Origin of the sequence: Pseudomonas sp. R5-89-07, assembly GCF_003851685.1 — a bacterium.
GTDB lineage: Bacteria > Pseudomonadota > Gammaproteobacteria > Pseudomonadales > Pseudomonadaceae > Aquipseudomonas.
Genome location: NZ_CP027727.1, coordinates 5,445,489 through 5,468,107, shown reverse-complemented (window position 1 = coordinate 5,468,107; position 22,619 = coordinate 5,445,489). Strand labels below are relative to the sequence as shown.

Genomic DNA, 22,619 nt, shown 5'->3' with positions numbered 1-22,619 from the left:
AACAACAACAGCGAGGTGAAAGCATGTCTGGTAATCGTGGTGTCGTGTATCTCGGCAACGGCAAGGTCGAAGTACAGAAAATCGACTATCCCAAAATGCAGGACCCCCGTGGCAGGAAGATCGAGCATGGCGTCATCCTGCGCGTGGTCTCCACCAACATCTGCGGCTCCGACCAACACATGGTGCGCGGCCGCACCACCGCCCAGACCGGCCTGGTGCTGGGGCATGAAATCACCGGCGAAGTGATCGAGAAGGGCAGCGACGTCGAGAACCTTAAAATCGGCGACCTGGTTTCCGTTCCTTTCAACGTGGCCTGCGGCCGCTGCCGTTCGTGCAAGGAACAACACACCGGCGTGTGCCTGACCGTCAACCCGGCCCGTGCCGGTGGCGCCTACGGCTACGTCGACATGGGCGACTGGACCGGCGGCCAGGCCGAATACGTGCTGGTGCCGTACGCCGACTTCAACCTGTTGAAACTGCCGGACCGCGACAAGGCCATGGAGAAAATCCGTGACCTGACCTGCCTCTCCGACATCCTGCCCACCGGCTACCACGGCGCCGTCACGGCAGGCGTTGGCCCAGGCAGCACGGTGTACATCGCCGGTGCCGGCCCGGTCGGCCTGGCGGCTGCTGCTTCCGCACGCTTGCTTGGCGCTGCGGTGGTGATCATCGGCGACGTCAACTCGATCCGCCTGGCCCACGCCAAGGCCCAGGGTTTCGAGATCGTCGACCTGTCCACCGACACCCCACTGCACGAACAGATCGCCGCGCTGCTCGGCGAGCCGGAAGTGGATTGCGCCGTCGACTGCGTGGGCTTTGAAGCACGCGGCCACGGCCATGACGGCGTCAAGGCCGAAGCCCCGGCCACCGTGCTCAACTCACTGATGGGCGTGGTGCGCGTGGCCGGCAAGATCGGTATCCCTGGCCTGTACGTCACCGAAGATCCAGGTGCCGTCGATGCGGCTGCGAAAATGGGCAGCTTGAGCATTCGCTTCGGCCTGGGCTGGGCCAAATCCCATAGCTTCCACACCGGGCAAACCCCGGTAATGAAGTACAACCGCCAGCTGATGCAGGCGATCATGTGGGACCGTATCAACATTGCCGAGATTGTTGGCGTGCAGGTCATCAGCCTGGATGACGCGCCACGTGGGTATGGCGAGTTCGATGCGGGTGTGCCGAAGAAGTTTGTGATTGATCCGCATAAGTTGTTCAGTGCGGCGTAAAGCATCAGGCCAATGAAAAGGGCGGCCTGTTGGTCGCCCTTTTTCGCATCTCCCAGGAACAAGCCCCCTCCCACAAGGGATTTGTGGAGGTTGGGGATCAGCGAGTGGCCAGGGCGCCCTGGTAGACGGTTGGGCCTGTTGGTTGTTTGCTGACGGAGCCACCCTTGGTCTCTGAACTCACCATCAATTCCACCGGTTTGCTGATGCTTTCCTGCTGGCGCGGATTGAGGCCAATGATGCCCTTGCCGTCTTCCGGCAGCAGGCCCAGGGAGACTGGTGTGCCATCTTTGGGAATCGCCCACAGCTCCAGGCTCTGGTCTGGCGCAGGTGCCGTGGCGGCAATCGGCTGCACTTCCAGGTAGTCCTTGTGCGCCATGATTTGCGCGGCGGGCTGTTGGGTCGTCGTCACCAACGTTGCCGCGGATTTGACGGTGTCCTGGGTGTAGAGCGCGCCACCGATACCGGCAACCACCACGACACAGGCGCCGATGAACAGGCGAGGGCGGCTCCAGAATGCAGGCTTGTGCTCAATCATTTGGGGTTGGTTCGCAGTCATCAGTTTCTTCCTGACAAATTTTGTAGTCAGTTCATGGACCCTATTGAGCGCGATGGGTTCCGGAAGCCAATGTTTGACAGACCCAGGAAAGGCGACTCCTGGAGTCGCCTTTTTACCGATTATTTGAATCTAGACAGCCTGAGGTAAGGGTCGGCGACCTCTCCCTCTTTTATCAGGCGCTTGCCGCCGTAGTCGCAAAATACTTTGCCCTGCCGTTCGCTGATGGTCTGTGCGTGCAATTCGTACTCAGGCGCAAGGTAGTCGTCTTTGGTTGCAGCGGTTTGCCCGGACCATGTCTTGCCGTCGGTGGTGGCGGAGTATTGGTAACCCTCGCCATACGGTGGCGGCAGGTCGGGGTCTGTGTAGGGGGTGGACTGAATGTTCCGAGTGGCGGGGCATTGGCCTATGTCGGCGGGTGGGCGTTGTTGCAGTTGTTGAGCGCACTGAAGGCGGCATAAAAATTGGGTATCAATCCGATCATGATCGTTACAGCTCCTGGTTGAAAGCCTGATAGAGGCTGTCTTGGGTGAGCTTTAACGACGGATCCGTTCCGAGGATGTGTATACGTCAAACGGGTGAAAAGACGACTGGCAGCCGCGCTTTTTCAAAGCGCATTCCCACGCAGAGCGTGGGAGTGATCATCTAGAGCCCCTCAGCGAGAAGCCAGTGCGCCCTGGTACAGCACCGGCCCGGTCGGCTGCCCGGTCGGTGAGCCACCTTGCGGTTCCAGGCTGACGGCGAGGGTCAACGGTGCGTTCAGCAATGCCTGCTGCGCCTTGCTCAACTGAATTCGGCCTTTACCCGAAGTAGGCACCAATCCCAGAGAGACCGGTTTTCCGCCAGGCGCCATCGCCCACAGTTCCAGGGCACGTGTCGGTTCCACCGCGGCCAGTGACAGCGGCTCCACTTGCAGATGATCGCCAAATGCGTGGATTTGCAGTGCCGGCTGCTGGTTGGCCGCCACCAGCGTGGCGTTGTACTCGATATCCGGTTGATAAAGCACACCCACCAGTACCGCTACGGCTACTGCGCACGCGGCCGCCAACAGTCGCAAGTTCATCCAGAAGGGTTTCTTCGCCGGTACATGCAGCACCTGCGGTTCGATTCGTGCCTTGATGCCTGCCCAAACAGGCTCCGGCACTGGCCGCTCGGGCACGCTATCGGTCAGGCTGGCGAGCGCCTCTTGCCAATGACCGAGTTCGACGCGCAGGGCGGCGTCTTCCAATAACAGCGCATCGAAGCGTCGGCGAGCAGTGGCAGGCATCAGCCCGATCGCATAATCGGCGGCGAGGACGCGGCGCAGGGCGGTGGTCTGGTAGTTCATGATTCAAGGCACCTGCGCAGACGTTCCATGCCGCGACGGATCCAGGACTTGACCGAGCCCAGCGGCGCCGCCAACTGCTCGGCCAGCTCCGAGCACGACAGCCCCTGGAAATACGCCACGCTGATCGACTGGCGCTGCATGCCGTCGAGCGTGTCCAGGCAGCGCTTCAAGGCGTGGGCTTCGCGTTCGCTGGCGAGTTGGTCGTGGGCGCTGGGGCTCTCGTCGAGCAGGGCGTCCTGCTGCCCGTCGGCCAGGGGCTGTTCGCGGTGTTTGCGCAACTGGTCGATGGCCAGGTTGCGCGTGATGTTGACCATCCAGGTCATCGGCGAGGCCAGGTGCGATTCGTAGCGCGAAGCGTTGTACCAGATGCGCACGAAGGCTTCCTGCAAGACTTCTTCAGCCAGGTCCGAACGCCCCATGAAGCGGTAGGCCACACCGTGCAAACGCGGTGAAACGCCGCGATACAGGGTTTCGAACGCTTGGCGGTTGCCCAGGGCGCATTGGGCCAGTAATGGCCGCAACGGGTCAGTGTCGTGGGTGGAAATAGGCTTTCTCCAAGCCCCCGAGCGAGGGCGGCGGGACGGCGCACGGTAGGCAGAGGGTAGTCCAGCTTGGGCATTCATTCCATCCAGCTCCGGGGCGCAGGTGTCGTATATACGCGTGGCCGGGACATTTGGATGCAGTGTTTTATGAACTCACGTGCGGGTGGGAACAACCTTCCAGACCGTCAGTCAAACGCCTGCTTTTTAGCTCCTACATTCAGAGGTTGTCTTGATGAAGATTTCACGCGGTTTTGCCCTGTCCTGCCTGTTGACCGTGGCCTCGGCTCCGGTATTTGCCGCAGGTTTCAGCCTTGGCGATGCAGCCAATGCCATTTCCGGCATGCAGGGTGGCAACAACAAAGCCGCCGCCGCCGCGCCCACATCGGAAACGGCCGGCTTGCTGACGGCCCTGACCTCTCAACTCAATATCACCCCCGAGCAAGCCGTCGGCGGCACGGGCGCGATGCTGGGCCTGGCGAAGAACCAGCTGGGTGGCAATGATTATTCGCAATTGGCCAAGAGCGTGCCCGGGCTGGACAAGTTGTCCGGCGACAACGCGCTGGGCAGCCTCGGTGCCTTGAGCGGCATGCTCGGCCAGACCGGCGGCAGCAAGACCAGCGGCCTGGACGGCCTGCTGGGTAACGTGAAAAACACCAATGACTTGAACACCGCGTTCAGCGCCCTGGGCATGGACAGCGGGATGATCGGCCAGTTTGCCCCGGTGATCCTGCAATACCTGGGCGGCCAGGGCGCCAGCGAATCCGTACTGGGCAAGCTGGCCCAGGCCTGGGGTACCGGCAGCTAAGGCTGCTGCGCGCGCAGCTGTTCGATGCGCGCGTCCTTCTCCCTCCAGAGCTGGTTGACCCAGTTCTGGACGGTCTGGCGAAACGCCGGGTCGTTCTCGTAATCCCCCTGCCACAACGCCGGATCCAGATCTCGGGTGCGGATGTCCACGATCACCTTCGGCACCGCGCCGCTGATCAAGTCCCAGAAGCCTGGAATCTCTTGCTGTGGATACACCACGGTCACGTCGAGGATGGCGTCCAACTGCTCGCCCATCGCCGCCAATACGAACGCCACGCCGCCGGCCTTCGGTTTGACCAGCCGGTTGAACGGTGAGTTCTGCTGTTTGCGTTTGGCCTCGCTGAACCGCGTGCCTTCAAGATAATTGACCACCGTCACCGGCTGGCGCTTGAACAGTTCGCAGGCCTCCTTGGTGATCTTCAGGTCCTGCCCGGCCAGCTCCGGGTGCTTGGCCAGGAACGCCTTGGTGTAGCGCTTCATGAACGGGTAATCCAGCGCCCACCAGGCCAGGCCGAGGAAGGGCACCCAGATCAGCTCTTTTTTCAGGAAGAATTTGAAGAACGGTGTGCGCCGGTTCAGCGCCTGGATCAATGCCGGAATATCCACCCAAGACTGGTGGTTGCTGATGACCAGGTACGAGGTGTCGCCACGCAGTGCCTCACCGCCACGGATATCCCAATGGGTTGGAATGCACGCGGCGAAGATCAGCTTGTCGATCTCGGCCCAGGTCTCGGCGATCCACATCACCGCCCATGACGCGTAGTCACGCAAGCGACCCGGCGCCACCAGCTTGAGCAGGGCGAACACCATCAGGGGGCCGATCAGGATCAGCGTGTTGAGTAACAGCAGCAGGGTGACCAAACAGCCGGTGAGCAGGCGGCGCATAAGCAACTCTTGAAATTCTATGGGCGGGCAATGATAAGCAAGCTGAGTCTAGAGGCCAAATCGCAAATGGCCGCACGAATGTTTCACAATGTGCTGGTTATGCTCGGTCATCCAACTAAGTGCTGTGCGTGCGGTCTAGAATCCGTCCACTTCTTTCGAGGAACTCATGCCGTGAAATTGCTCCTTGCCGCGTTCGCCCTGGTTTTTCCCGTGATGGCCGCCGTACCCGTGATGGCTGCCGAACCAACTCTCTACGGTCGCTACGAATACATTCAACTGCCGGAAATCGGCCAGACCTTCAAGGCCAAGATGGACACGGGCGCGCTGACCGCCTCGCTGTCGGCCCGCGATATCGAAACCTTCACCCGTGATGGCGATGACTGGGTGCGCTTCCGCCTTGGCGGCAAGGATGCCGACAACAAGGTCTACGAGCACAAGGTCTCGCGCATCAGCAAGATCAAGAGCCGCGCCGACGAAGATGACGACAAGGACGAAGCCAGCGTGGCCAAGCGCCCGGTGATCGACCTGGAGATGTGCCTGGGTGACGTCAAGCGTACCGTCGAGGTCAACCTCACCGACCGCAGCAGTTTCAACTACCCGCTGCTGATCGGCGCCAAGGCCTTGCGTGAATTTGGTGCAGCGGTAAACCCGGCGCGTCGCTACACTGCCGACAAACCGGACTGCTGACGGACCCCCATGCCGCATATCCTGATTGTCGAAGACGAAGCGGCAATAGCCGACACGCTGATTTTCGCCCTGCAAGGCGAGGGCTTTACCACCACCTGGCTGAGCCTTGGCCAGGCGGCGCTGGAGCATCAGCGCCAGAGCCCGGCCGACCTGATCATCCTCGACATCGGCCTGCCCGACATCAGCGGCTTTGAGACCTGCAAGCAACTGCGCCGGTTCAGCGAAGTGCCGGTGATGTTCCTCAGCGCGCGCGATGGCGAGATCGACCGGGTGGTGGGGCTGGAAATCGGCGCCGACGATTATGTGGTCAAGCCCTTCAGCCCGCGTGAAGTGGCGGCCAGGGTGCGGGCGATTCTCAAGCGTGTCGGCCCGAATGTGGCGCCTGCGGTGTTTCAGGTCGACCTGGAACGCATGCAGATCCTGTATCGCAGCCAGCCACTGAGCCTGACGCGTCATGAGTTTCGCCTGCTGCAAAACCTGCTGGAACAACCCGAGCGAGTGTTCAGCCGCGAGCAACTGCTGGACGCTGTGGGTGTAGCCGCCGACGCCGGCTACGAGCGCAATATCGACACGCATATCAAAAGCCTGCGCAGCAAACTGCGCAGCGTGGCCGCCGATGCCGAACCGATCCAGACGCATCGCGGCCTGGGTTACAGCTACAGCCCGAGCCATAGCTGATGCGCCTGGGGTTGCGGATTTTCCTGGTGTACGCGCTGTTCATCGGCCTGACCGGCTATTTCGTGCTCAACACGGTGATGAAGGAAATTCGCCCGGGCGTGCGCCAGTCCACCGAAGAGACCCTGGTGGACACCGCCAACCTGCTCGCCGAAATCCTGCGCGATGATGTGAAGAACGGCACCCTCGGCCAAAGCCGCTGGCCCGAACTGCTCAAGGCTTACGGCAATCGTCAGCCGGGGGCGGTCATCTGGGGCCTGCCAAAGAACCAGGTCAACCATCGCATCTATGTCACCGACGCCAAGGGCAGGGTACTGCTCGACTCCACGGGCGACGCGGTGGGCCAGGACTATTCCAAGTGGAACGACGTGTACCTGACCCTGCGTGGCGAGTACGGCGCGCGATCCTCACGCAGCGAGCCGGACAACCCCAACTCATCGGTGATGCACGTGGGCGCGCCGATTCGCGACGACGGCCGCATTATCGGCGTGGTCACCGTGGCCAAGCCCAACAGCTCGTTGCAGCCCTACGTCGACCGCACCGAGCGACGCCTGCTGTGGTACGGCGCCGGGCTGGTGATTCTGGGCCTGCTGCTGGGCGCACTGTTGTCGTGGTGGCTGAGCGTCGCCCTCAAGCGCTTGACCGCCTATGCCCAGGCCGTCAGCGAAGGGCGCAGGGCCGAGTTGCCGCATTACCGGGGCGGCGAGCTCAAGCAACTGTCCACCGCCGTCGAGCACATGCGCACGCAGTTGGAGGGCAAAGCCTATGTCGAGCATTACGTGCACACCCTGACCCACGAGCTGAAAAGCCCGCTGGCAGCCATTCGCGGTGCGGCGGAGTTGCTGCAGGGCGATATGACCCGCGAACAGCAGCAGCGCTTCGTGGGCAATATCGACAGCGAAAGCGCGCGCCTGCAGCAACTGATCGAACGGCTGTTGAACCTGGCGCAGGTGGAGCAGCGCCAGGGGCTGGAAGAACAAACGAGTATGGCGCTGGCGGACTTGGTCGATGACGTGTTGATGGCGCAGTGCGCGCGGATCGAAAGCGCCGGCCTGCGCGTCGAACAATGCATTGGCGCCGAGGTGAAGGTGTTTGGCGAGCCGTTCCTGCTGCGCCAGGCCCTGGGCAACCTGCTGGACAATGCCCTGGATTTCACCCCGCCCGGCGGCGCGCTGCGGTTCAGCGCGCAGGTACAGCACAACGACGTGCAAGTAAGCCTGTTCAACCAGGCCGCGCCGATCCCGGATTACGCCTTGCCGCGCCTGAGCGAGCGGTTCTATTCGCTGCCACGCCCGGCCAGCGGGCGCAAAAGCACCGGCCTTGGCCTCAATTTTGTCGAGGAAGTGATGAAGCTGCACGGCGGCGCGCTGCAGATCGGCAACGTGCCTGGCGGCGTGCAGGTGGTGCTGCATCTCCACACAGTCTCCACACTGCCCACATAAATCCCCCACACAGGCTGCCCAGACTCTCCTCATCAAAACAGGGAGAGCCCCATGAACCGCAGCCTGCTTTTCAAACTCGGCGCGATTGCGCTACTGATCCTGCTGTTGCTGATTCCGTTGCTGATGATCAACGGCATCATCAGCGACCGCCAACAACTGCGCGACGGCGTATTGATGGACATCGCCCGCAGCTCAAGCTTTGCCCAACGCCTCACCGGGCCGGTGATGGTGGTGCCTTATCGCAAGACGGTGCGCGAGTGGAAGCTCAATGAAAAACTCAACAAACGCTACGAAGAAACCCGTGAGGAGCGCGGTCGCTTGTATTTCCTGCCGGAGCATTTCGCGCTCGACGGCCAGGTGCAGACCGAACTGCGCGCACGGGGTATCTACCAGGCGCGGTTGTTCCATGCCGACAACCGCATCAGCGGGCGTTTCCAGTTGCCTGCCCAACTGGGCATCACGGAAAACTTCGTCGACTACCGTTTCGAGCCGGCATTTCTGGCGGTGGGCATCAGCGATATACGCGGCATCGAAAATGCGCTGAAGCTGGAGCTGGGCGAGCAGCGCCTGGAATTTTCGCCGGGTTCCCAGGTGGACTGGCTGGGGGAAGGGGTGCACGTGATGCTGCCCGATCAAGACGGCAAGAAACCCGTCGCCATGGACTTCGCCTTCGACCTGCGCCTGCAGGGCACCGAACAACTGCAGGTGGTTCCAGTGGGCAAGACCAGCCAGGTATCACTGGCCTCCAACTGGCCGCACCCCAGTTTTATCGGCAACTTCCTGCCGGCGCAGCGGGACGTCACCGACAAGGGCTTTACCGCCCGCTGGCAGACCTCGTTTTTCTCCACCAACCTGGAACAGGCCCTGCAAACCTGCCTGGACCGCCAAGGCTGTGACGACTTCAACAACCGCAGCTTCGGCGTGAACTTCATCGACCCCGTGGACCAGTACCTCAAAAGCGACCGTGCGATCAAATACGCGCTGCTATTCATCGCCCTGACCTTTGCCGGCTTCTTCCTGTTCGAAGTGCTCAAGAACCTGGCAGTGCACCCCATTCAATACGCGTTGGTGGGTGTTGCGCTGGCGTTCTTCTACCTGCTGTTGTTGTCGCTGTCCGAGCACTTGGGGTTTGCCCTGGCTTACCTGATATCGGCCAGCGCCTGCGTCGTGCTGATCGGCTTCTACGTGTGCCATGTGCTGCGCAGCGTGGCCCACGGCCTTGGGTTTTCGGTGGGGTTGGCGGCGTTGTATGGCTTGTTGTACGGGCTGCTGAGCGCTGAGGATTACGCGTTGCTGATGGGCTCGTTGCTGCTGTTCGGCCTGCTGGGCACGGTGATGGTGCTGACGCGCAAACTCGACTGGTATGGCGTGGGCAAGCGCAAGGCGGTGGAACCGTTGCAGTTCGACCTGGAGGCGGTGCAATGATTGGCTTGCGCGAGGATCAGCAGATGAAGGTAAGCCTGGTCAACTTCCTCAACCACACCGCCGCTCAATGTGGGAGGGGGCTTGCCCCCGATAGCGGTGGTTCAAAGAAAGATGAGCTCAATGACACACCGCAATCGGGGGCAAGCCCCCTCCCACATTGGGTCTGTGTGAACATCAGGCGGGGGGCTGGGTCTGCTGCATCGACGGCCGCTGGCTGATCTCGGCGTACCAGTCGGCAAGCTTGGGGTTATCCGCGCGCCATTGCAGGTCTGGGTGACGGAAGTCGAGGTAGCCCAGGGCGCAGGCCACGCTGATCGCGGCGATGTCGAAGTGGCTGGCCAGTTCGGCGATGGCCTCGGCCTCCAGCTCAGCCAGTGTGCGACGTATCTTGTTGCGCTGTTCGTCCAGCCACTGGTCCCAGTGTTTCTCCACCGGGCGCATGGCGGTCTCGTAGCGCACCAGCACGGCGGCATCCATGATCCCGTCGGCCATCGAGGCCAGGGTCAAGCGGCGCCAGCGCGCCGAGCCGTCGCGGGGGATCAGCGGGTTGCCGACGTGCTGGTGGTCGAAATAGTCAAGGATCACCCGGCTGTCATGCAGTACCGAACCGTCGGCCAGGCGCAGGGCCGGGATCTTGCCGACCGGGTTGCCTTGCACCACGTGCGCATCCGGGTTGACCGGGGTGGGCATGCAGGCGTGCAGGGCCACACGGTCCTGTTGACCGGTCTCGATCAGCAGCACGCGGACTTTGCGCACGAACGGTGAAGCGGGGTTGTGGAACAAGGTCATGCTGGGCACAGACATGGGCATTCCTCAAGTTGGGGTGTGGCTAGACTAGAGGCTTGTGCCGTGGCTGGCGAGGGAGATTTTTGCAGGTTTTGAAGGCCTCATCGGGGGCAAGCCCCCTCCCACATTTAACAGCGTTCACAGTTCAAGTGTGGGAGGGGGCTTGCCCCCGATAGCGCCCTCAGCCACGCCGCTTGAACAACGCCCATGCACCAATGCCGACGGGAATGCCCAACCCGACCCAGCTCAACGAATCCCACCACCCGTCCCCCAGCAACGCCGCAAACAACCCGGCGGCGCTGAGCAGGCCGATCCCCAGCGGGATGCCAAACACCTTCCAGAAACTCGACTGCCTGGGCTTCATGCCTTGCCCGCCTTGCGCCGCACGATCCACAGGTAGATCCCGCTGACCAGCACGATGATGGTCAGCACATCCAGCGCCGCCCAGAGGATCTTCATCGGCATGCCGCCGTAGTCACCAAAGTGCAGCGGCTGGGACATGCCCATGGCGTCCATGTACCAGGGCCGTTCGGCGATGGCGGTGACGGCCAGGGTGCGGGCGTCGATCAATACTGGCGTGAGCAGATGGGAGGTGAGGTGGGTGCTGCCCTTCATGAACACGGCGTAGTGATGTTCGCTGGAGAAGCGTGTGCCGGGGAAGGCAATGAAGTCTGGCTCCATGCCCGGCGCGGCCTGGGCGGCAATGCTCAGCAGATCGGTCGCCGGCGCGCGCTGGGTCAGCGGCGGGGCGTTTTTATAGGGTTCGATCATGGCGCTGAGGGCGTCCTGGCGCCAGGCGGCGATGATCAGGTCGGCACAGGCGCTGATCACTCCGGTCACGCCCACCACCAAGGCCCAGGTCAGGGTGACCACGCCGATCAGGTTGTGCAGGTCGAGCCAGCGCAGGCGCGTGGATTTGTCCTGGCGCACGGTGGCGAACTTCAAGCGGCGCATGAACGGCAGGTACAGCACCGTGCCCGAAACAATCGCCAGCACGAACAACAGGCCCATGAACGCGAGCAACAGCTTGCCGGGCAGCCCGGCGAACATATCCACATGCAGGCGCAGCAGGAACAGGGTCAGCCCGCCATTGGCCGACGGCATCTCCACCGTTTCACCGGTGCGCGCATCGAGCATGAAGGTATGCGACGAATTCGGCTCGGTGCCGGCCGTGGCCGCCATGATCGCGATCACGCCGTTCTTGTCTTCCTCATCCCAGGCCAGGTACTGCATGGCCTCGCCCGGGCGATGGGCCTGGGCCTTGGCCACCAGTTGCTCCAGGTTGAGCTGCGGCGTATCGGCGGGCATCTGCTTGAGCTCGGGTTCGTTGCCCAGCAGATGGTCGATCTCGTGGTGAAACACCAACGGCAGGCCAGTGAGGGCGAGCATCAGCAGGAATACGGTGCAGATCAGGCTGGTCCAGGTGTGGATGAAGGACCAGCGGCGGATGGTTTTGCTTTTCATTTTTCTAGCCTTCAGACACACCAAAGCCGCCCTGTTAGAGCGGCCTGGTTGTTAACTCAGCCGATCACCACTGGTAGGTGGCGCTGGCGACGACGCTGCGTTGATCGCCGTAGTAGCAGTAGAAGCCATCACAGGTCGAAATGTAGTTTTTGTCGAACAGGTTGGTGGCGTTGAGTTTTACCGACGCACCTTTGAGGCTGTTGTCCAGGCGGCCCAGATCGTAATGCACGGCGGCGTCAAATACCGTGTAAGCGTCGGCTTTGCCCAGCCAGGTATTGCCTTGGTCGCCGTAGGTGTTACCGGTGTAGCGCGCACCGAAGCCGACGCCGAAACCGTCGAGTACCCCGGTGTGCCAGGTGTAGTCCGTCCATAGCGCGGCCTGTTGGTTTGGCATCAACTGCAGACGATTACCCTTGAAATCACCTTTTTGCACTTCGGATTTTGCCAATGTGTAGGAAGCGATGACTTTGAGGTTTTCAGTCACATCCGACACGGCTTCCAGTTCCAGGCCTTTGACCTTCACTTCGCCGGTCTGGTTAGTGACCGGAATACTGCCTGCGGTGGTCGTTGTTACCAGGACGTTTTTCTGGGTGAGGTCATACACGGCTGCACTCAGCAGTGTGTTTGAGCCCGGAGGCTGGTACTTGATCCCCAGCTCCCACTGTTTGCCTTCGGTGGGCTTGTAGGATTCAGTCGCGGATACGCTGGCGTTGCTCGCCGGCTGGAAGGACTCGGCGTAGGAGATATAGGGTACAAAGCCGGAATCAAATACATAGCTCAGTGCCGCGTTGCCACTGAAATGCTTGATGCGGTCAGTGTTGGTGGCGTCGTTCTGGTTGAAGTATGTGGTGCCTTGGTGCACCCAGTCTTCACGGCCGCCCAAGGTCAGGCGCCATTTATCCAGAGCCAACTGATCCTGGATATAGAGGCCCGTCTGCAGGGTTTTCTGGTTGTAGTCGTAGTACGCACCTGAGCGCGCGGGACGAACGATAGGCTGGCCGTATATTGGATTGTTGACGTTGGTCGTCAGCCCGTCCCCGTAAATCGATAGGTATGAGGTGTCGGTGCGCTGATGATCCAGGCCCAGCAACAAGGTATGGGTGATGTCGCCAGTGCTGAAGTCCGCCTGGAAGTTGTTGTCGAGTGCGAATTGGCCGATGTTTTCATCCGCATTCGTCGATGTGCGGCCCACGTCCCCATTGGCATCCACTTGGGTATAAGGGTAGGCGCCCACGGTCAACGTCTGGAAGGACAGCTCAGACTTGGTGTAGCGCAGGTTCTGCCGGAACTGCCAGATATCGTTGAAGCGATGCTCGAAGGCATAGCCCAGCGCGTAATAGGTGCGATCGTAAAACTCATAGTCAGGATCGCCCAGGTTCTTGTGATGGGATATATCACCGAACGGCGATTTGATCTTGGTGCCCTGAATCGGCAGGAACTGGCTGGTGGCGCCGGTATCGTCGCGTGTGAACTGCGAGAGAAAGGTCAGCTTGGTATCGGTATCGATATTCCAGGTCAGGCTCGGCGCGATGTTGTAGCGCTTGTTGTCGATATGATCGACCTGCGTACCGGCATCGCGCACCACGCCGCTGAGGCCATAGAGAAACTGGCCTTCGTCATCGATCTTGCCGGTGCTGGCGAAGTTGATCTGGCGGTAGTTGTCACTGCCGTATTGCACCTGGATGGCGTTGCTCGATTCTGCGCTGGGACGGCGACTGACCATGTCCAGCAGGCCGCCTGGCGGGGTCTGGCCGTAGACCGACGAGGCCGGGCCGCGCAGCAGGGCGAGGCGGTCCAGGTTCCAGGTTTCGGCTTTCGGGTTGGCGTACACACCGCGTGGCAGCGGCAGGCCGTCGAGGAACTGGGTGGGTTCGAACCCACGCACACGCATCCAGTCGTAGCGAGTGTCGCTGCCGTAACTGGCGGACACAATCCCGGGCATGTATTTGACCGCGTCGTCGAGGTTCTGCACGTTGCGGTCCTGCATTTGCTCGCGGGTCGCCACGGAGATGGAGCGCGGCGCTTCGACCAGGGCCGTGTCGGTCTTGGTGCCGGCAGCGGTGCGTTTGGCCAGATAACCTTCTGCCGGCCCCCAAGCACTCTCATAACTACCCTGACCAATAATGCTGGTCTGCGGCAACGCCACAACCCCCTCCGGAACCGCCACCAGCGTAAACGTCCCCGCGCTGCTCTGCTCCAGCTGCAACCCTGTCCCACGCAACGCTTCACGCAGCGCGCCTTGTGCATCGAACTGGCCCTTGACCGGTGCCGAGGTTTTGCCTGAAGCGAGTGACGGATTGAGCGTCAGGACGAGGCCGGCCTGGCTGGCGATCTGGTTTAGGGTGGTGGCCAGTGGCGCTGGCGCCAGGTTGTACGCGCGCACGCTGGACGCCTGCTCGGCGGCGATCAGTGTGGGGCTGACCAGCGGAGCGCCGAGGGCAATCGCCACGGCTAACAGGCTGGGGCGCAACAGAGTGTCTAGCGTGCGGGACATGGGCGGCTCCTGAATGGAAATATTTCTCAATTGCCTAGGTGCCGGACGAGAATCGGAAAGTGATAGGCCGGGGTGAAAATATTTTTTGGGTGGTGTTCTTAAGGGCCTCATCGGGGGCAAGCCCCCTCCCACATTTTGAATGTATTCACACATCAAAGTGTGGGAGGGGGCTTGCCCCCGATAGCAATCGCCCAGGCACTTCAAGACCTAAGGCTTGCCCTTGACCGTCACCCACCACGGCGTGTGCTGCTCGATCTGCACCGGCAATGTCGGCAACAACGCGTTGAGCGCCAGGGTAGTGTCGTGCAGTGGGAAGCTGCCGGTGATACGCAGGTCGGCCACGTTGCTGTCCACACCCAAGTGGCCGCTGCGATAACGGCCCAGTTCAGCCACCACATCGCCCAGACGGGCGTTGTCGACGACCAGCATGCCGCGGGTCCAGGCGTCGCTGGCCGCAGGCACGGCGAGCACCAGGCCCAGGCCGTCGCTGCGCATCAGCACTTGCTGGCCCTGCTTGAACACCTGTTCCTGGTGCAGCGCCTGGGGCTGGGCGGCCACGGCCGATTGCAGCACGCTCAGACGCGTGGCGCCGTCTTCGCGCCTGACGATAAACCGCGTACCCAGCGCCCGCAGGTTGCCGTCGCGGGTTTGCACAGAAAACGGCCGGGCATCGTTGTGGCCGGTTTCGACGAGGATTTCGCCTTCCTGCAACACAATCAACCGGCGTTTCTCATCGAAGCGCACGTCAATGGCGCTGTGGGTATTGAGGTTGATCCGGGTGCCGTCCGCCAGCTCGATTGTGCGCTGCTCGCCGGTGGCGGTGCGCTGGTCGGCCAACCAATAGTGGATGGGCACATACCGCTCACCGGCGAACAAGGCCAGGCCGCACACCAGTGCGATGCTCGCCAGGCCACCGCCCAGCTTGCGCATGCGCTGGCGAACGCTGTTGCGCGACTGCAGCAACGCCGCCCGCGCAGGACCGCAAGCGGCACTGAAACGCTGGTCGAGCATGCCCAATTGGCGCCAGGCGCGAGCGTGTTCTTCATCGCTGGCCAGCCACTTGGCGAATTCTTCCTGTTCCACCACGCTGCCGTCGCCGGAGTCGAGGGACAGCTGCCAGGCAATCGCGGCGTCCAGCACCCGGGCCGACACCGGCTTGGAGCTGATCACGCTCACGATGGCTCGCCATACAACGCGATGTAGCACTGGCGAATACCCTGGGCCAGGTACTGGCGCACGCGGGGCACTGACACACCCAGGCGCTGGGCGATTTCTGCATGGCCCAGGCCGTCGAGGCGGTTATAGAGGAACGCGGCGCGGGCTTTGCTCGACAGGGTGCCGAGCAGGCGGTCGATGGCTTTGAGGTCTTCCAGGATCAATTGCTGTTCTTCGGGCGAGGGGTGTTCGCTTTCCGGGATCAGCATCAATTCGGTGAGGTAGGCCTGTTCCAGCGCGGCGCGGCGGAAGTAGTCGAACAACAAGCCCTTGGCGATGGCGACCAGAAAGGCACGCGGCTCGCGGGGCTCGCGCAGCCCGTCACGGCCCAGCAGGCGCATGAAGGTGTCCTGGCTCAGGTCTTCGGCGCGGCTCGGGCAGGCTACGTTGCGCCGCAGCCAGGCCAGCAGCCAGCCGCGATGGTCGCGATACAACGCGCCAACAAGCTCACTGTGTGGGGTCTGGACCGACGACAAGGCATCACCGAATAAAGTTTAAACTAACGAGAATTATTCGCGATTGTGTCAGAGGCGTGATGTGCGCGCAATTGGCGTCCGTCGGGCGATCGTTCCCACGCTCCGCATGAGAATGCCGCCCCGGACGCTCCGCGTCCCCTAGAACGACGGCGTGTGCTTACGCCGCCGCCACTGGCTCAAGCGCTCTTGCAGCGCCTGAGGCGTGTCGATGTGTTGCTGGCGCGCCCGGCTGAACAGGATCAGCATCAGTTCCGCCGTCGCCAGTGCATCGGCGCTGGCGTGGTGGCGTTCGCCCACCTGCAGCTTGAAATGGTTGATCCAGTCATCCAGCCCGGCCTCACGGATGTTCGCTTCGGGGCATAACAGCGGGGCGATATCGGCCACATCCAGAAACACATGGGCCAGTCGATAACCCAGGCTGTCCTTGAGCGCCCGGCACAGCATGTGTTGATCGAACGGTGCATGGAAGGCCAGCAGCGGGCTGTCGCCCACGAATTCCATGAAATCCAGCAGCGCATCCACCGGGTCGCTGCCCGCCGCGATTGCACTCGGGCCGAGGCCGTGGATCAACACGCTGGGGCTGAGTTTGGTGGCGGTGCGTTGCAGGGTGCGTTCGAACATCTGCGAGAAATCCACCGCGCCGTCTTCGATCACCACGGCGCCGATGGACAGCACCTGGTCACGGTTGAGGTGCAGGCCGCTGGTTTCCAGGTCGACCACCACCCAGCGCTGGCTGCGCAATGGCTCATTGCCCAGTGCTGCGGGCGCGCGCAGTTGGGCCAGGCGTTGCTGCTGCGCCGCGTTGAGTCTGGGTTTTTTTGCGTGCAGCCAACCGAACAGACTCACAGTTGATACCGCAGGGTCAGGCTGCTTTGCAGGCGTTGGGCCTGACGCAGGGACTCGCGCAGGATGCGACGGTCCAGGTGGTTGAGGCTGTCGGGATCGACGCGGTTGGAATACGGCAGGTTTTCCCGCGTCTGCACCTGGTGCTGCTGCATGCGGGTTTGCTGGATGAAGTGATAGGCCTCTTCATAGGCGGCACCGTCCAGCGGCTCGATCACTGCCTTGGCGACCAGTTGGCGCAGCCGCTCCAGGGTGTTGTTGGCGTGCACGCCGTTGGCCAGGGCGAGCAGGCGCGCCCCGTCCACAAACGGCGTGAGGCCCTGCACCTTGAGGTCAAGGGTGGCTTTTTCACCGCTTTTGCGCGTCAGCACGAACTCGCGAAAGCGCCCCACGGGTGGGCGTTGGCGCAGGGCATTCTCGGCCAGCATGCGTTGGAACAAGCGGTTGTCCGCCACCTGATCAAGGATGCCTTGGCGCAGTTGCTCGCACCCTTGCTCGTCGCCCCACACCACCCGCAAATCGAAATAGATGCTCGAGCCCAGCAGGTTCTCCGGCGTCGCTTCGCGGATGAAGGCGGCAAACCGCCGGGCCCACTCGGCCCGTGACAGGCACAGCTGCGGGTTGCCGGCCATGATATTGCCCTTGCACAGGCTGAAGCCACACAGCGCCAGGCTCTGGTTGATCTGTTGCGCCAGGGGCAGCAGGCGCTCGCGAATCTCGGCGGCTTCAACCGCGTCGCGGGCTTCGAACAGGATGCCGTTGTCCTGGTCGGTGTACAGCGTCTGTTCGCGGCGGCCTTCGCTGCCAAAGCACAGCCAACTGAAGGGCACGCCGGGGTCGCCTTTTTCCGCCAGGGTCAGCTCGATTACGCGGCATACGGTGTGATCGTTCAGCAAGGTAATAATGTGGGTGATCTGGGTAGACGAAGCACCGTGGGCCAGCATGCGTTCGACCAGTTGGCCGATTTCGCCGCGGATCGCCACCAGCTGTTCCACCCTGGACGCGTTGCGGATGGTACGCGCCAGGTGCACCAGGTCGACACGCTGCAGGGAAAACAGATCGCGCTCCGAGACCACGCCGCACAGGCGCTGGTCCTTGACCAGGCACACGTGGGCGATATGTCGCTCGGTCATGGCGATCGCCGCGTCGAACGCGCTGTGGTCCGGGGTCAGGAAGAACGGTGCCTGGGTCATGTGGCGGTCGATGCCCTGGCTGAAATCACTGGTGCCATCGGCCACCACCTGGCGCAGGTCTCGCAAAGTGAAAATGCCCAGCGGTGCCTTGTGCTCGTCGACAATCACAATGCTGCCGACCTGCTGCTCATGCATCAGCGTCACCGCTTCGCGCAGCGCAGTGTCTGGACTGCACGTGACCGGGTGGCGCATGGCCAGTTCGCCCAGGCGAGTGTTCAAGGAGTACTGGGTGCCGAGGGTTTCCACGGCTTTTTGCTGCACTTGCTGGTTGACCTGGTCGAGCAGGCTGCTGACCCCGCGCAAAGCGAAATCACGAAACGGGCTGGAAAGGGCGAACAGCTTGATGAACGCCATCTTGTTCAGTTGCAGGCAAAAGGTGTCTTCGCAAGCTTTGTGCTCGGTGCGGGTGGCGCGTTCACCGAGCAAGGCGGCGAGGGGGAAGCACTCGCCCGTGGTGATTTCGAACGTGGGATCGGTGGAGTCCGGCCGCTCGCCGACTACGCGGCCCTGCTTGACAATATAGAAATGCTCGACCGGCCCGCCCGAGGGCTTGAGGATGCTGTCGCCCGGGCCATAGAAGCGCAGTTGGCACTGTTCCACCAGAAACGCCAGGTGCGCGTTTTCCATCTGGTTGAACGGCGGGAAGCGTTGCAGGAATTGCAGGGTGCCGTGAATGTTCTGCAATACGGCGGTTTTACCCGCCTGTGTGAAAGCATCAGCTTTACTCATAACAGTGACCGCAGTTTTTTTGTCGTTATCGTGCTGCATGGTCGACTCCTGCACTGCGGGTGCCCATTGGACGTAAGTCTAGGTTGGCGAGACCTGAGCAAAACTAGGGAAAAACCTTACATGACTATCGTCCAAAACCCGTAGAACACCCACTAGGCAAACTTTCCGACGAAGTGCACATTGTTCGCCCTCCAGCAGATGTCTGACGAGTGTGCTGGAGATTGATAAGAACTGCTGAGAAACGTATGTCCGACCACGATATTTTGAGTGATGCCGAGCGCGAGGCGCTGAGCGCCGTGATGCTGGAGCCTGATTTACCGCCCCAACGCGTATTGATCGTGGATGACGACAAGGACGCGCGTGAACTGCTGGCGGAAATCCTGGGGCTGGACGGCATTCGCTGCATGACCGCCGACAGTGGCGAGGCGGCGTGGGACTTGTTGAAGTCGAGCAGCTCCATCGGTCTGTTGATCACCGACCTGCGCATGGCGCCGAGCAACGGCCTGGAATTGATCAGCAAGGTGCGCCAGTCTACGCGTGCAGCGCTGCCGATCATCATTATGTCGGGGGATGCGGAAGCGCCGGATGTGATCGATGCCATGCACTTGAGCGTGGTGGATTTCCTGCTCAAGCCGATTGATAGTGCGAAGTTGGCGAAGTTGGTGAAGCGGGAGTTGGGGATGGTTTCCTGATTCTTTATTGACTGTGCGGGCCTCATCGGGGCCCCCTCCCACATTTGACTGTGTTTACAAATCAAAGGGTGGGAGGGGGCTTGCCCCCGATAGCGCCAGTTCGGCCACCCTACAAACCAAAAAAAAGCCCCGATCTCTCGATCAGGGCTTTTTCATTTACAGGCCGTTTTTAGCCTTGAACTCCCGACGCCTGCGGTGCAACACCGGCTCGGTGTAACCGTTAGGCTGTTTGGTCCCTTCAATCACCAACTCCACCGCCGCCTGGAACGCGATGTTGCTGTCGAAGTCCGGCGCCAGCGGGCGGTACAGCGCGTCCCCTGCATTCTGACGGTCTACCACCGGCGCCATGCGCTTGAGACTTTCCATCACCTGGGCTTCGTTGACGATGCCATGGCGCAACCAGTTGGCGATGTGCTGGCTGGAGATACGCAGGGTAGCGCGGTCTTCCATCAGGCCCACATCATTGATGTCCGGCACCTTCGAGCAACCCACGCCCTGGTCGATCCAGCGCACCACATAACCGAGGATGCCCTGGGCATTGTTGTCCAGTTCGTTGCGGATCTCTTCTTCGGACCAATCGGTGTTGCTGGCCAGCGGAATGGTGAGGATGTCGTCCACCGAGGCGCGTTCGCGCTTGGCCAACTCGGCCTGGCGGGCGAACACATCGACCTTGTGGTAATGCAACGCGTGCAACGCGGCAGCCGTTGGCGAGGGTACCCAGGCGGTATTGGCGCCGGCCAGTGGGTGGGCGATTTTCTGCTCGAGCATCGCGGCCATCAGGTCGGGCATCGCCCACATGCCTTTACCGATTTGCGCACGCCCTTGCAGGCCGGTGCTCAAGCCGATATCGACGTTCCAGTTCTCGTAGGCGCCGATCCATTTTTCCGCCTTCATGGCCGCTTTGCGCACCATCGCGCCGGCTTCCATGGAGGTGTGGATCTCATCGCCGGTGCGGTCGAGGAAGCCGGTGTTGATGAACACCACGCGCTCGCTGGCCGCCTTGATGCAAGCCTTGAGGTTGACCGTGGTACGGCGTTCCTCGTCCATGATCCCGACTTTCAGCGTATTGCGCGGCAGGTTCAGCACCTCTTCGATGCGACCGAACAGCTCGTTGGTGAACGCTGCTTCTTCCGGGCCGTGCATCTTCGGTTTGACGATGTACACCGAACCGGTGCGGCTGTTCTTGCGCGTGCTGTTGCCGTTGAGGCTGTGGATCGCCGCCAGGCTGGTGATCAGGCCGTCGAGGATGCCTTCCGGCACTTCGTTGCCGTCCTTGTCGAGGATGGCGTCGATGGTCATCAAGTGGCCAACGTTGCGCACGAACAGCAGCGAACGGCCGTGCAAGGTGACGTCGTTGCCGTCCACGCCGGTGTAGGCGCGATCAGGGTTCATGGTGCGGGTGAAGGTCTTGCCGCCCTTGGCCACTTCTTCGGCCAGGTCGCCCTTCATCAGGCCGAGCCAGTTGCGGTAGATCACCACTTTGTCGTCGGCATCCACGGCAGCCACGGAATCTTCGCAATCCATGATGGTGGTCAGCGCGGCTTCCATCAGCACGTCTTTGACGCCTGCGGCGTCGGTCTGGCCGACCGGGGTGCTGGCATCGATCTGGATTTCGAAGTGCAGGCCGTTGTGCTTGAGCAGGATCGCAATCGGCTCGGCAGCGGGGCCCTGGAAACCGATCAGCTGTGCATCGTCACGCAGGCCGCTGTTGCTGCCGCCCTTGAGGCTGACGATCAGCTTGCCGTCGACGATCTTGTAACCGGTGGACTCGGCATGGCTGCCCGCACTCAGCGGCGCGGCTTCGTCGAGGAATGCACGGGCGAAGGCGATGACCTTGTCGCCGCGCACTTTGTTGTAGCCCTTGCCCTTTTCAGCGCCGTTGGCTTCGCTGATGGCATCGGTGCCATACAGTGCGTCGTACAGCGAACCCCAGCGCGCATTCGAGGCGTTGAGGGCAAAGCGCGCATTCATCACCGGCACCACCAACTGGGGGCCGGCCATGCGCGCGATCTCGTCATCGACGTTTTGCGTCGAGGCCTGGAAATCTGCGGCTTCTGGCAGCAGGTATCCGATATCTTGCAAAAAGGCTTTGTAGGCCACCGGGTCGTGGGCCTGGCCGGCATGGGTCTGGTGCCAGGTATCGATCCGCGCCTGGAAATCGTCGCGTTTGGCGAGTAGGGCTTTGTTCTTCGGGGCCAGGTCGTGGATGACCTTGTCGGCGCCGGCCCAGAACTGGTCGGCAGTGATGCCGGTACCGGGAATGGCTTCGTTGTTCACGAAGTCGAACAGGACTTTGGCGACCTGCAGGCCACCGACTTGAACGTGTTCAGTCATTGCTTGCCTCACTCTGCGGAGCTTATGCGCTTTTTCAGATTTTCATTATGTAGTGCACGGTTGGGCATACTACATGATGACTTGCGGTTGTGAAAATTAGACTAAATACGTCGTTTAGCGACCCACTTTGGTCGTACGGTCACAGCGGAGAACCGGATGTTCTCAAAAAACTATTGGATTGTTCCAGATAAATATAAAAATGGTACACGATTTGTTTTCAAGGACTCCCGGGTCCACCTTGTAGATTGACTTCCAGAGGGCTTCGCCATGGACCATCTTGTACTCACAATTATCGCCGCCGACAAACCCGGCCTGGTTGAACGCATCGCGCAAAACATCGCTGCCCACGATGGCAACTGGCTGGAAAGCCGCATGGCCCATATGGCCGGGCAGTTTGCCGGGATCCTGCGCGTCAGTGTGCCGGCGCAGAGCCGTCAGGCATTGGTGGGGGCGCTGGAGGATTTATCCACACACGGCATTCGCGTGCTGGTGGGTGAGGGCAGTTCCGGGCAGGCGTCGCCCTCCACGCCGATTGTGATGACCCTGGTGGGCAATGACCGCTCGGGCATCGTGCGCGAGATCACTGCGCTGTTGAGCCAGCAGGGCGTCAACCTGGAGCGCTTGAGCACCGACGTGCGCCCGGCCCCGATGAGCGGCGATCCGCTGTTCAGCGCCGAGGCCTTGTTGCAGGTGCCTTCGACGCTGTCCCTGGAGACACTGCAGGCCTCGCTGGAAACCCTGGCGGACGACCTGATGGTGGAACTGCACAGCGAAGAGTAACCACGCACAAGGTTATGCATGGAAATCTTGCATGGGCCTGTGGATAACCT

General features: G+C 61.6%; 21 protein-coding genes. 8 read left to right on the top strand and 13 right to left on the bottom strand.

Translation table 11 applies throughout. The annotated features are described in order from the left end of the window. The first annotated feature begins 23 nt into the window (after positions 1-23). Entirely contained in the window at positions 24-1,223 is a 1,200-nt protein-coding gene (gene fdhA, locus C4J94_RS25085) for a formaldehyde dehydrogenase, glutathione-independent (RefSeq protein WP_005792122.1), read from the top strand. Positions 1,224-1,320: 97 nt separating this feature from the next. On the opposite strand, the gene C4J94_RS25080 is transcribed toward fdhA, so the two are convergent. The 3 genes from C4J94_RS25080 to C4J94_RS25065 all read right to left on the bottom strand — a co-directional run bounded on the left by C4J94_RS25080 (position 1,321) and on the right by C4J94_RS25065 (position 3,726). After that, the gene (locus tag C4J94_RS25080; RefSeq protein WP_124388499.1) at positions 1,321-1,779 is read right to left on the bottom strand and encodes an anti-sigma factor domain-containing protein; all 459 of its coding nucleotides are present in this window, start codon (positions 1,777-1,779) and stop codon (positions 1,321-1,323) included. Positions 1,780-2,431: 652 nt separating this feature from the next. Then, positions 2,432-3,103: an anti-sigma factor domain-containing protein gene (locus C4J94_RS25070; RefSeq protein WP_124388498.1), complete on the bottom strand. Its 672-nt coding sequence runs from the start codon at positions 3,101-3,103 to the stop codon at positions 2,432-2,434. Continuing rightward, positions 3,100-3,726, bottom strand: a complete 627-nt coding sequence (locus C4J94_RS25065) for an RNA polymerase sigma factor (RefSeq protein ID WP_124388497.1) — start codon at positions 3,724-3,726, stop codon at positions 3,100-3,102. The genes C4J94_RS25070 and C4J94_RS25065 overlap by 4 nt, the downstream gene beginning before the upstream one ends. Positions 3,727-3,877: 151 nt before the next feature. On the opposite strand from C4J94_RS25065, the gene C4J94_RS25060 reads away from it, so the two are divergent. Then, positions 3,878-4,450, top strand: a complete 573-nt coding sequence (locus C4J94_RS25060) for a DUF2780 domain-containing protein (protein ID WP_124388496.1) — start codon at positions 3,878-3,880, stop codon at positions 4,448-4,450. Here the strand turns inward: C4J94_RS25060 and C4J94_RS25055 are convergent. After that, positions 4,447-5,334: an acyltransferase gene (locus C4J94_RS25055; protein ID WP_124388495.1), complete on the bottom strand. Its 888-nt coding sequence runs from the start codon at positions 5,332-5,334 to the stop codon at positions 4,447-4,449. The genes C4J94_RS25060 and C4J94_RS25055 overlap by 4 nt on opposite strands. A 171-nt stretch (positions 5,335-5,505) precedes the next feature. Here C4J94_RS25055 and C4J94_RS25050 point away from each other — a divergent pair, with 171 nt between their 5' ends. Genes C4J94_RS25050 through creD form a run of 4 tightly spaced genes read left to right on the top strand, consistent with a single transcriptional unit; the run spans position 5,506 to position 9,563 of the window. Next, positions 5,506-6,021 carry an ATP-dependent zinc protease gene (locus tag C4J94_RS25050; RefSeq protein WP_124388494.1) on the top strand — a complete coding sequence of 172 codons (516 nt, stop codon included), beginning with the start codon at positions 5,506-5,508 and terminating at the stop codon, positions 6,019-6,021. Positions 6,022-6,030: 9 nt separating this feature from the next. Next, a complete protein-coding gene (gene creB, locus C4J94_RS25045) occupies positions 6,031-6,699 on the top strand; it encodes a two-component system response regulator CreB (RefSeq protein WP_124388493.1) in 669 nt (222 codons plus the stop codon). Further along, entirely contained in the window at positions 6,699-8,138 is a 1,440-nt protein-coding gene (gene creC / locus C4J94_RS25040) for a two-component system sensor histidine kinase CreC (protein ID WP_124388492.1), read from the top strand. Before creB ends, creC begins: the two co-directional genes overlap by 1 nt. A 51-nt stretch (positions 8,139-8,189) precedes the next feature. Beyond that, positions 8,190-9,563: a cell envelope integrity protein CreD gene (creD, locus tag C4J94_RS25035; protein ID WP_124388491.1), complete on the top strand. Its 1,374-nt coding sequence runs from the start codon at positions 8,190-8,192 to the stop codon at positions 9,561-9,563. 174 nt (positions 9,564-9,737) lie between these two features. Here the strand turns inward: creD and C4J94_RS25030 are convergent, their stop codons facing one another. The 8 genes from C4J94_RS25030 to C4J94_RS24995 form a co-directional block, all read right to left on the bottom strand. After that, complete coding sequence (locus tag C4J94_RS25030) at positions 9,738-10,367, bottom strand: glutathione S-transferase family protein (protein WP_124388490.1); 630 nt, start codon at positions 10,365-10,367, stop codon at positions 9,738-9,740. Between the two features lie 163 nt (positions 10,368-10,530). Then, the gene (locus C4J94_RS25025; protein ID WP_124388489.1) at positions 10,531-10,713 is read right to left on the bottom strand and encodes a hypothetical protein; all 183 of its coding nucleotides are present in this window, start codon (positions 10,711-10,713) and stop codon (positions 10,531-10,533) included. Next, positions 10,710-11,813: a PepSY domain-containing protein gene (locus C4J94_RS25020; protein ID WP_124388488.1), complete on the bottom strand. Its 1,104-nt coding sequence runs from the start codon at positions 11,811-11,813 to the stop codon at positions 10,710-10,712. Before C4J94_RS25020 ends, C4J94_RS25025 begins: the two co-directional genes overlap by 4 nt. Before the next feature lie 64 nt (positions 11,814-11,877). Next, complete coding sequence (locus C4J94_RS25015) at positions 11,878-14,307, bottom strand: TonB-dependent siderophore receptor (RefSeq protein WP_124388487.1); 2,430 nt, start codon at positions 14,305-14,307, stop codon at positions 11,878-11,880. A gap of 207 nt (positions 14,308-14,514) precedes the next feature. Then, positions 14,515-15,483: a FecR domain-containing protein gene (locus tag C4J94_RS25010; protein ID WP_124388486.1), complete on the bottom strand. Its 969-nt coding sequence runs from the start codon at positions 15,481-15,483 to the stop codon at positions 14,515-14,517. Further along, positions 15,480-15,998 (bottom strand): RNA polymerase sigma factor, encoded by a 519-nt coding sequence (locus C4J94_RS25005; RefSeq protein ID WP_124388485.1) that lies wholly within the window; start codon positions 15,996-15,998, stop codon positions 15,480-15,482. Before C4J94_RS25005 ends, C4J94_RS25010 begins: the two co-directional genes overlap by 4 nt. Positions 15,999-16,136: 138 nt before the next feature. Continuing rightward, positions 16,137-16,844, bottom strand: a complete 708-nt coding sequence (locus C4J94_RS25000) for a PolC-type DNA polymerase III (RefSeq protein ID WP_124388484.1) — start codon at positions 16,842-16,844, stop codon at positions 16,137-16,139. Further along, a complete protein-coding gene (locus C4J94_RS24995; protein WP_177413464.1) occupies positions 16,841-18,763 on the bottom strand; it encodes a putative nucleotidyltransferase substrate binding domain-containing protein in 1,923 nt (640 codons plus the stop codon). The genes C4J94_RS25000 and C4J94_RS24995 overlap by 4 nt, the downstream gene beginning before the upstream one ends. 245 nt (positions 18,764-19,008) lie before the next feature. On the opposite strand from C4J94_RS24995, the gene C4J94_RS24990 reads away from it, so the two are divergent. Next, complete coding sequence (locus C4J94_RS24990) at positions 19,009-19,455, top strand: response regulator (protein WP_124388482.1); 447 nt, start codon at positions 19,009-19,011, stop codon at positions 19,453-19,455. 156 nt (positions 19,456-19,611) lie between these two features. On the opposite strand, the gene C4J94_RS24985 is transcribed toward C4J94_RS24990, so the two are convergent. Beyond that, positions 19,612-21,789 carry a malate synthase G gene (locus tag C4J94_RS24985; protein WP_124388481.1) on the bottom strand — a complete coding sequence of 726 codons (2,178 nt, stop codon included), beginning with the start codon at positions 21,787-21,789 and terminating at the stop codon, positions 19,612-19,614. Positions 21,790-22,056: 267 nt separating this feature from the next. Between C4J94_RS24985 and C4J94_RS24980 the strand changes: the two genes are divergently transcribed. Next, positions 22,057-22,569 carry a glycine cleavage system protein R gene (locus tag C4J94_RS24980; RefSeq protein WP_124388480.1) on the top strand — a complete coding sequence of 171 codons (513 nt, stop codon included), beginning with the start codon at positions 22,057-22,059 and terminating at the stop codon, positions 22,567-22,569. The last annotated feature ends 50 nt before the right edge of the window (positions 22,570-22,619 follow it).

Coding starts and splice junctions, on each gene's coding strand:
- C4J94_RS25015 (WP_124388487.1), bottom strand. CDS start 14,307: ATGTCCCGCACGCTAGACACTCTGTTGCGCCCCAGCCTGTTAGCCGTG.
- creC (WP_124388492.1), top strand. CDS start 6,699: ATGCGCCTGGGGTTGCGGATTTTCCTGGTGTACGCGCTGTTCATCGGC.
- C4J94_RS25020 (WP_124388488.1), bottom strand. CDS start 11,813: ATGAAAAGCAAAACCATCCGCCGCTGGTCCTTCATCCACACCTGGACC.
- C4J94_RS25025 (WP_124388489.1), bottom strand. CDS start 10,713: ATGAAGCCCAGGCAGTCGAGTTTCTGGAAGGTGTTTGGCATCCCGCTG.
- C4J94_RS25060 (WP_124388496.1), top strand. CDS start 3,878: ATGAAGATTTCACGCGGTTTTGCCCTGTCCTGCCTGTTGACCGTGGCC.
- C4J94_RS25070 (WP_124388498.1), bottom strand. CDS start 3,103: ATGAACTACCAGACCACCGCCCTGCGCCGCGTCCTCGCCGCCGATTAT.
- fdhA (WP_005792122.1), top strand. CDS start 24: ATGTCTGGTAATCGTGGTGTCGTGTATCTCGGCAACGGCAAGGTCGAA.
- C4J94_RS24985 (WP_124388481.1), bottom strand. CDS start 21,789: ATGACTGAACACGTTCAAGTCGGTGGCCTGCAGGTCGCCAAAGTCCTG.
- creD (WP_124388491.1), top strand. CDS start 8,190: ATGAACCGCAGCCTGCTTTTCAAACTCGGCGCGATTGCGCTACTGATC.
- C4J94_RS25065 (WP_124388497.1), bottom strand. CDS start 3,726: ATGAATGCCCAAGCTGGACTACCCTCTGCCTACCGTGCGCCGTCCCGC.
- C4J94_RS25055 (WP_124388495.1), bottom strand. CDS start 5,334: ATGCGCCGCCTGCTCACCGGCTGTTTGGTCACCCTGCTGCTGTTACTC.
- creB (WP_124388493.1), top strand. CDS start 6,031: ATGCCGCATATCCTGATTGTCGAAGACGAAGCGGCAATAGCCGACACG.
- C4J94_RS24980 (WP_124388480.1), top strand. CDS start 22,057: ATGGACCATCTTGTACTCACAATTATCGCCGCCGACAAACCCGGCCTG.
- C4J94_RS25080 (WP_124388499.1), bottom strand. CDS start 1,779: ATGACTGCGAACCAACCCCAAATGATTGAGCACAAGCCTGCATTCTGG.
- C4J94_RS24995 (WP_177413464.1), bottom strand. CDS start 18,763: ATGAGTAAAGCTGATGCTTTCACACAGGCGGGTAAAACCGCCGTATTG.
- C4J94_RS24990 (WP_124388482.1), top strand. CDS start 19,009: ATGTCCGACCACGATATTTTGAGTGATGCCGAGCGCGAGGCGCTGAGC.
- C4J94_RS25030 (WP_124388490.1), bottom strand. CDS start 10,367: ATGTCTGTGCCCAGCATGACCTTGTTCCACAACCCCGCTTCACCGTTC.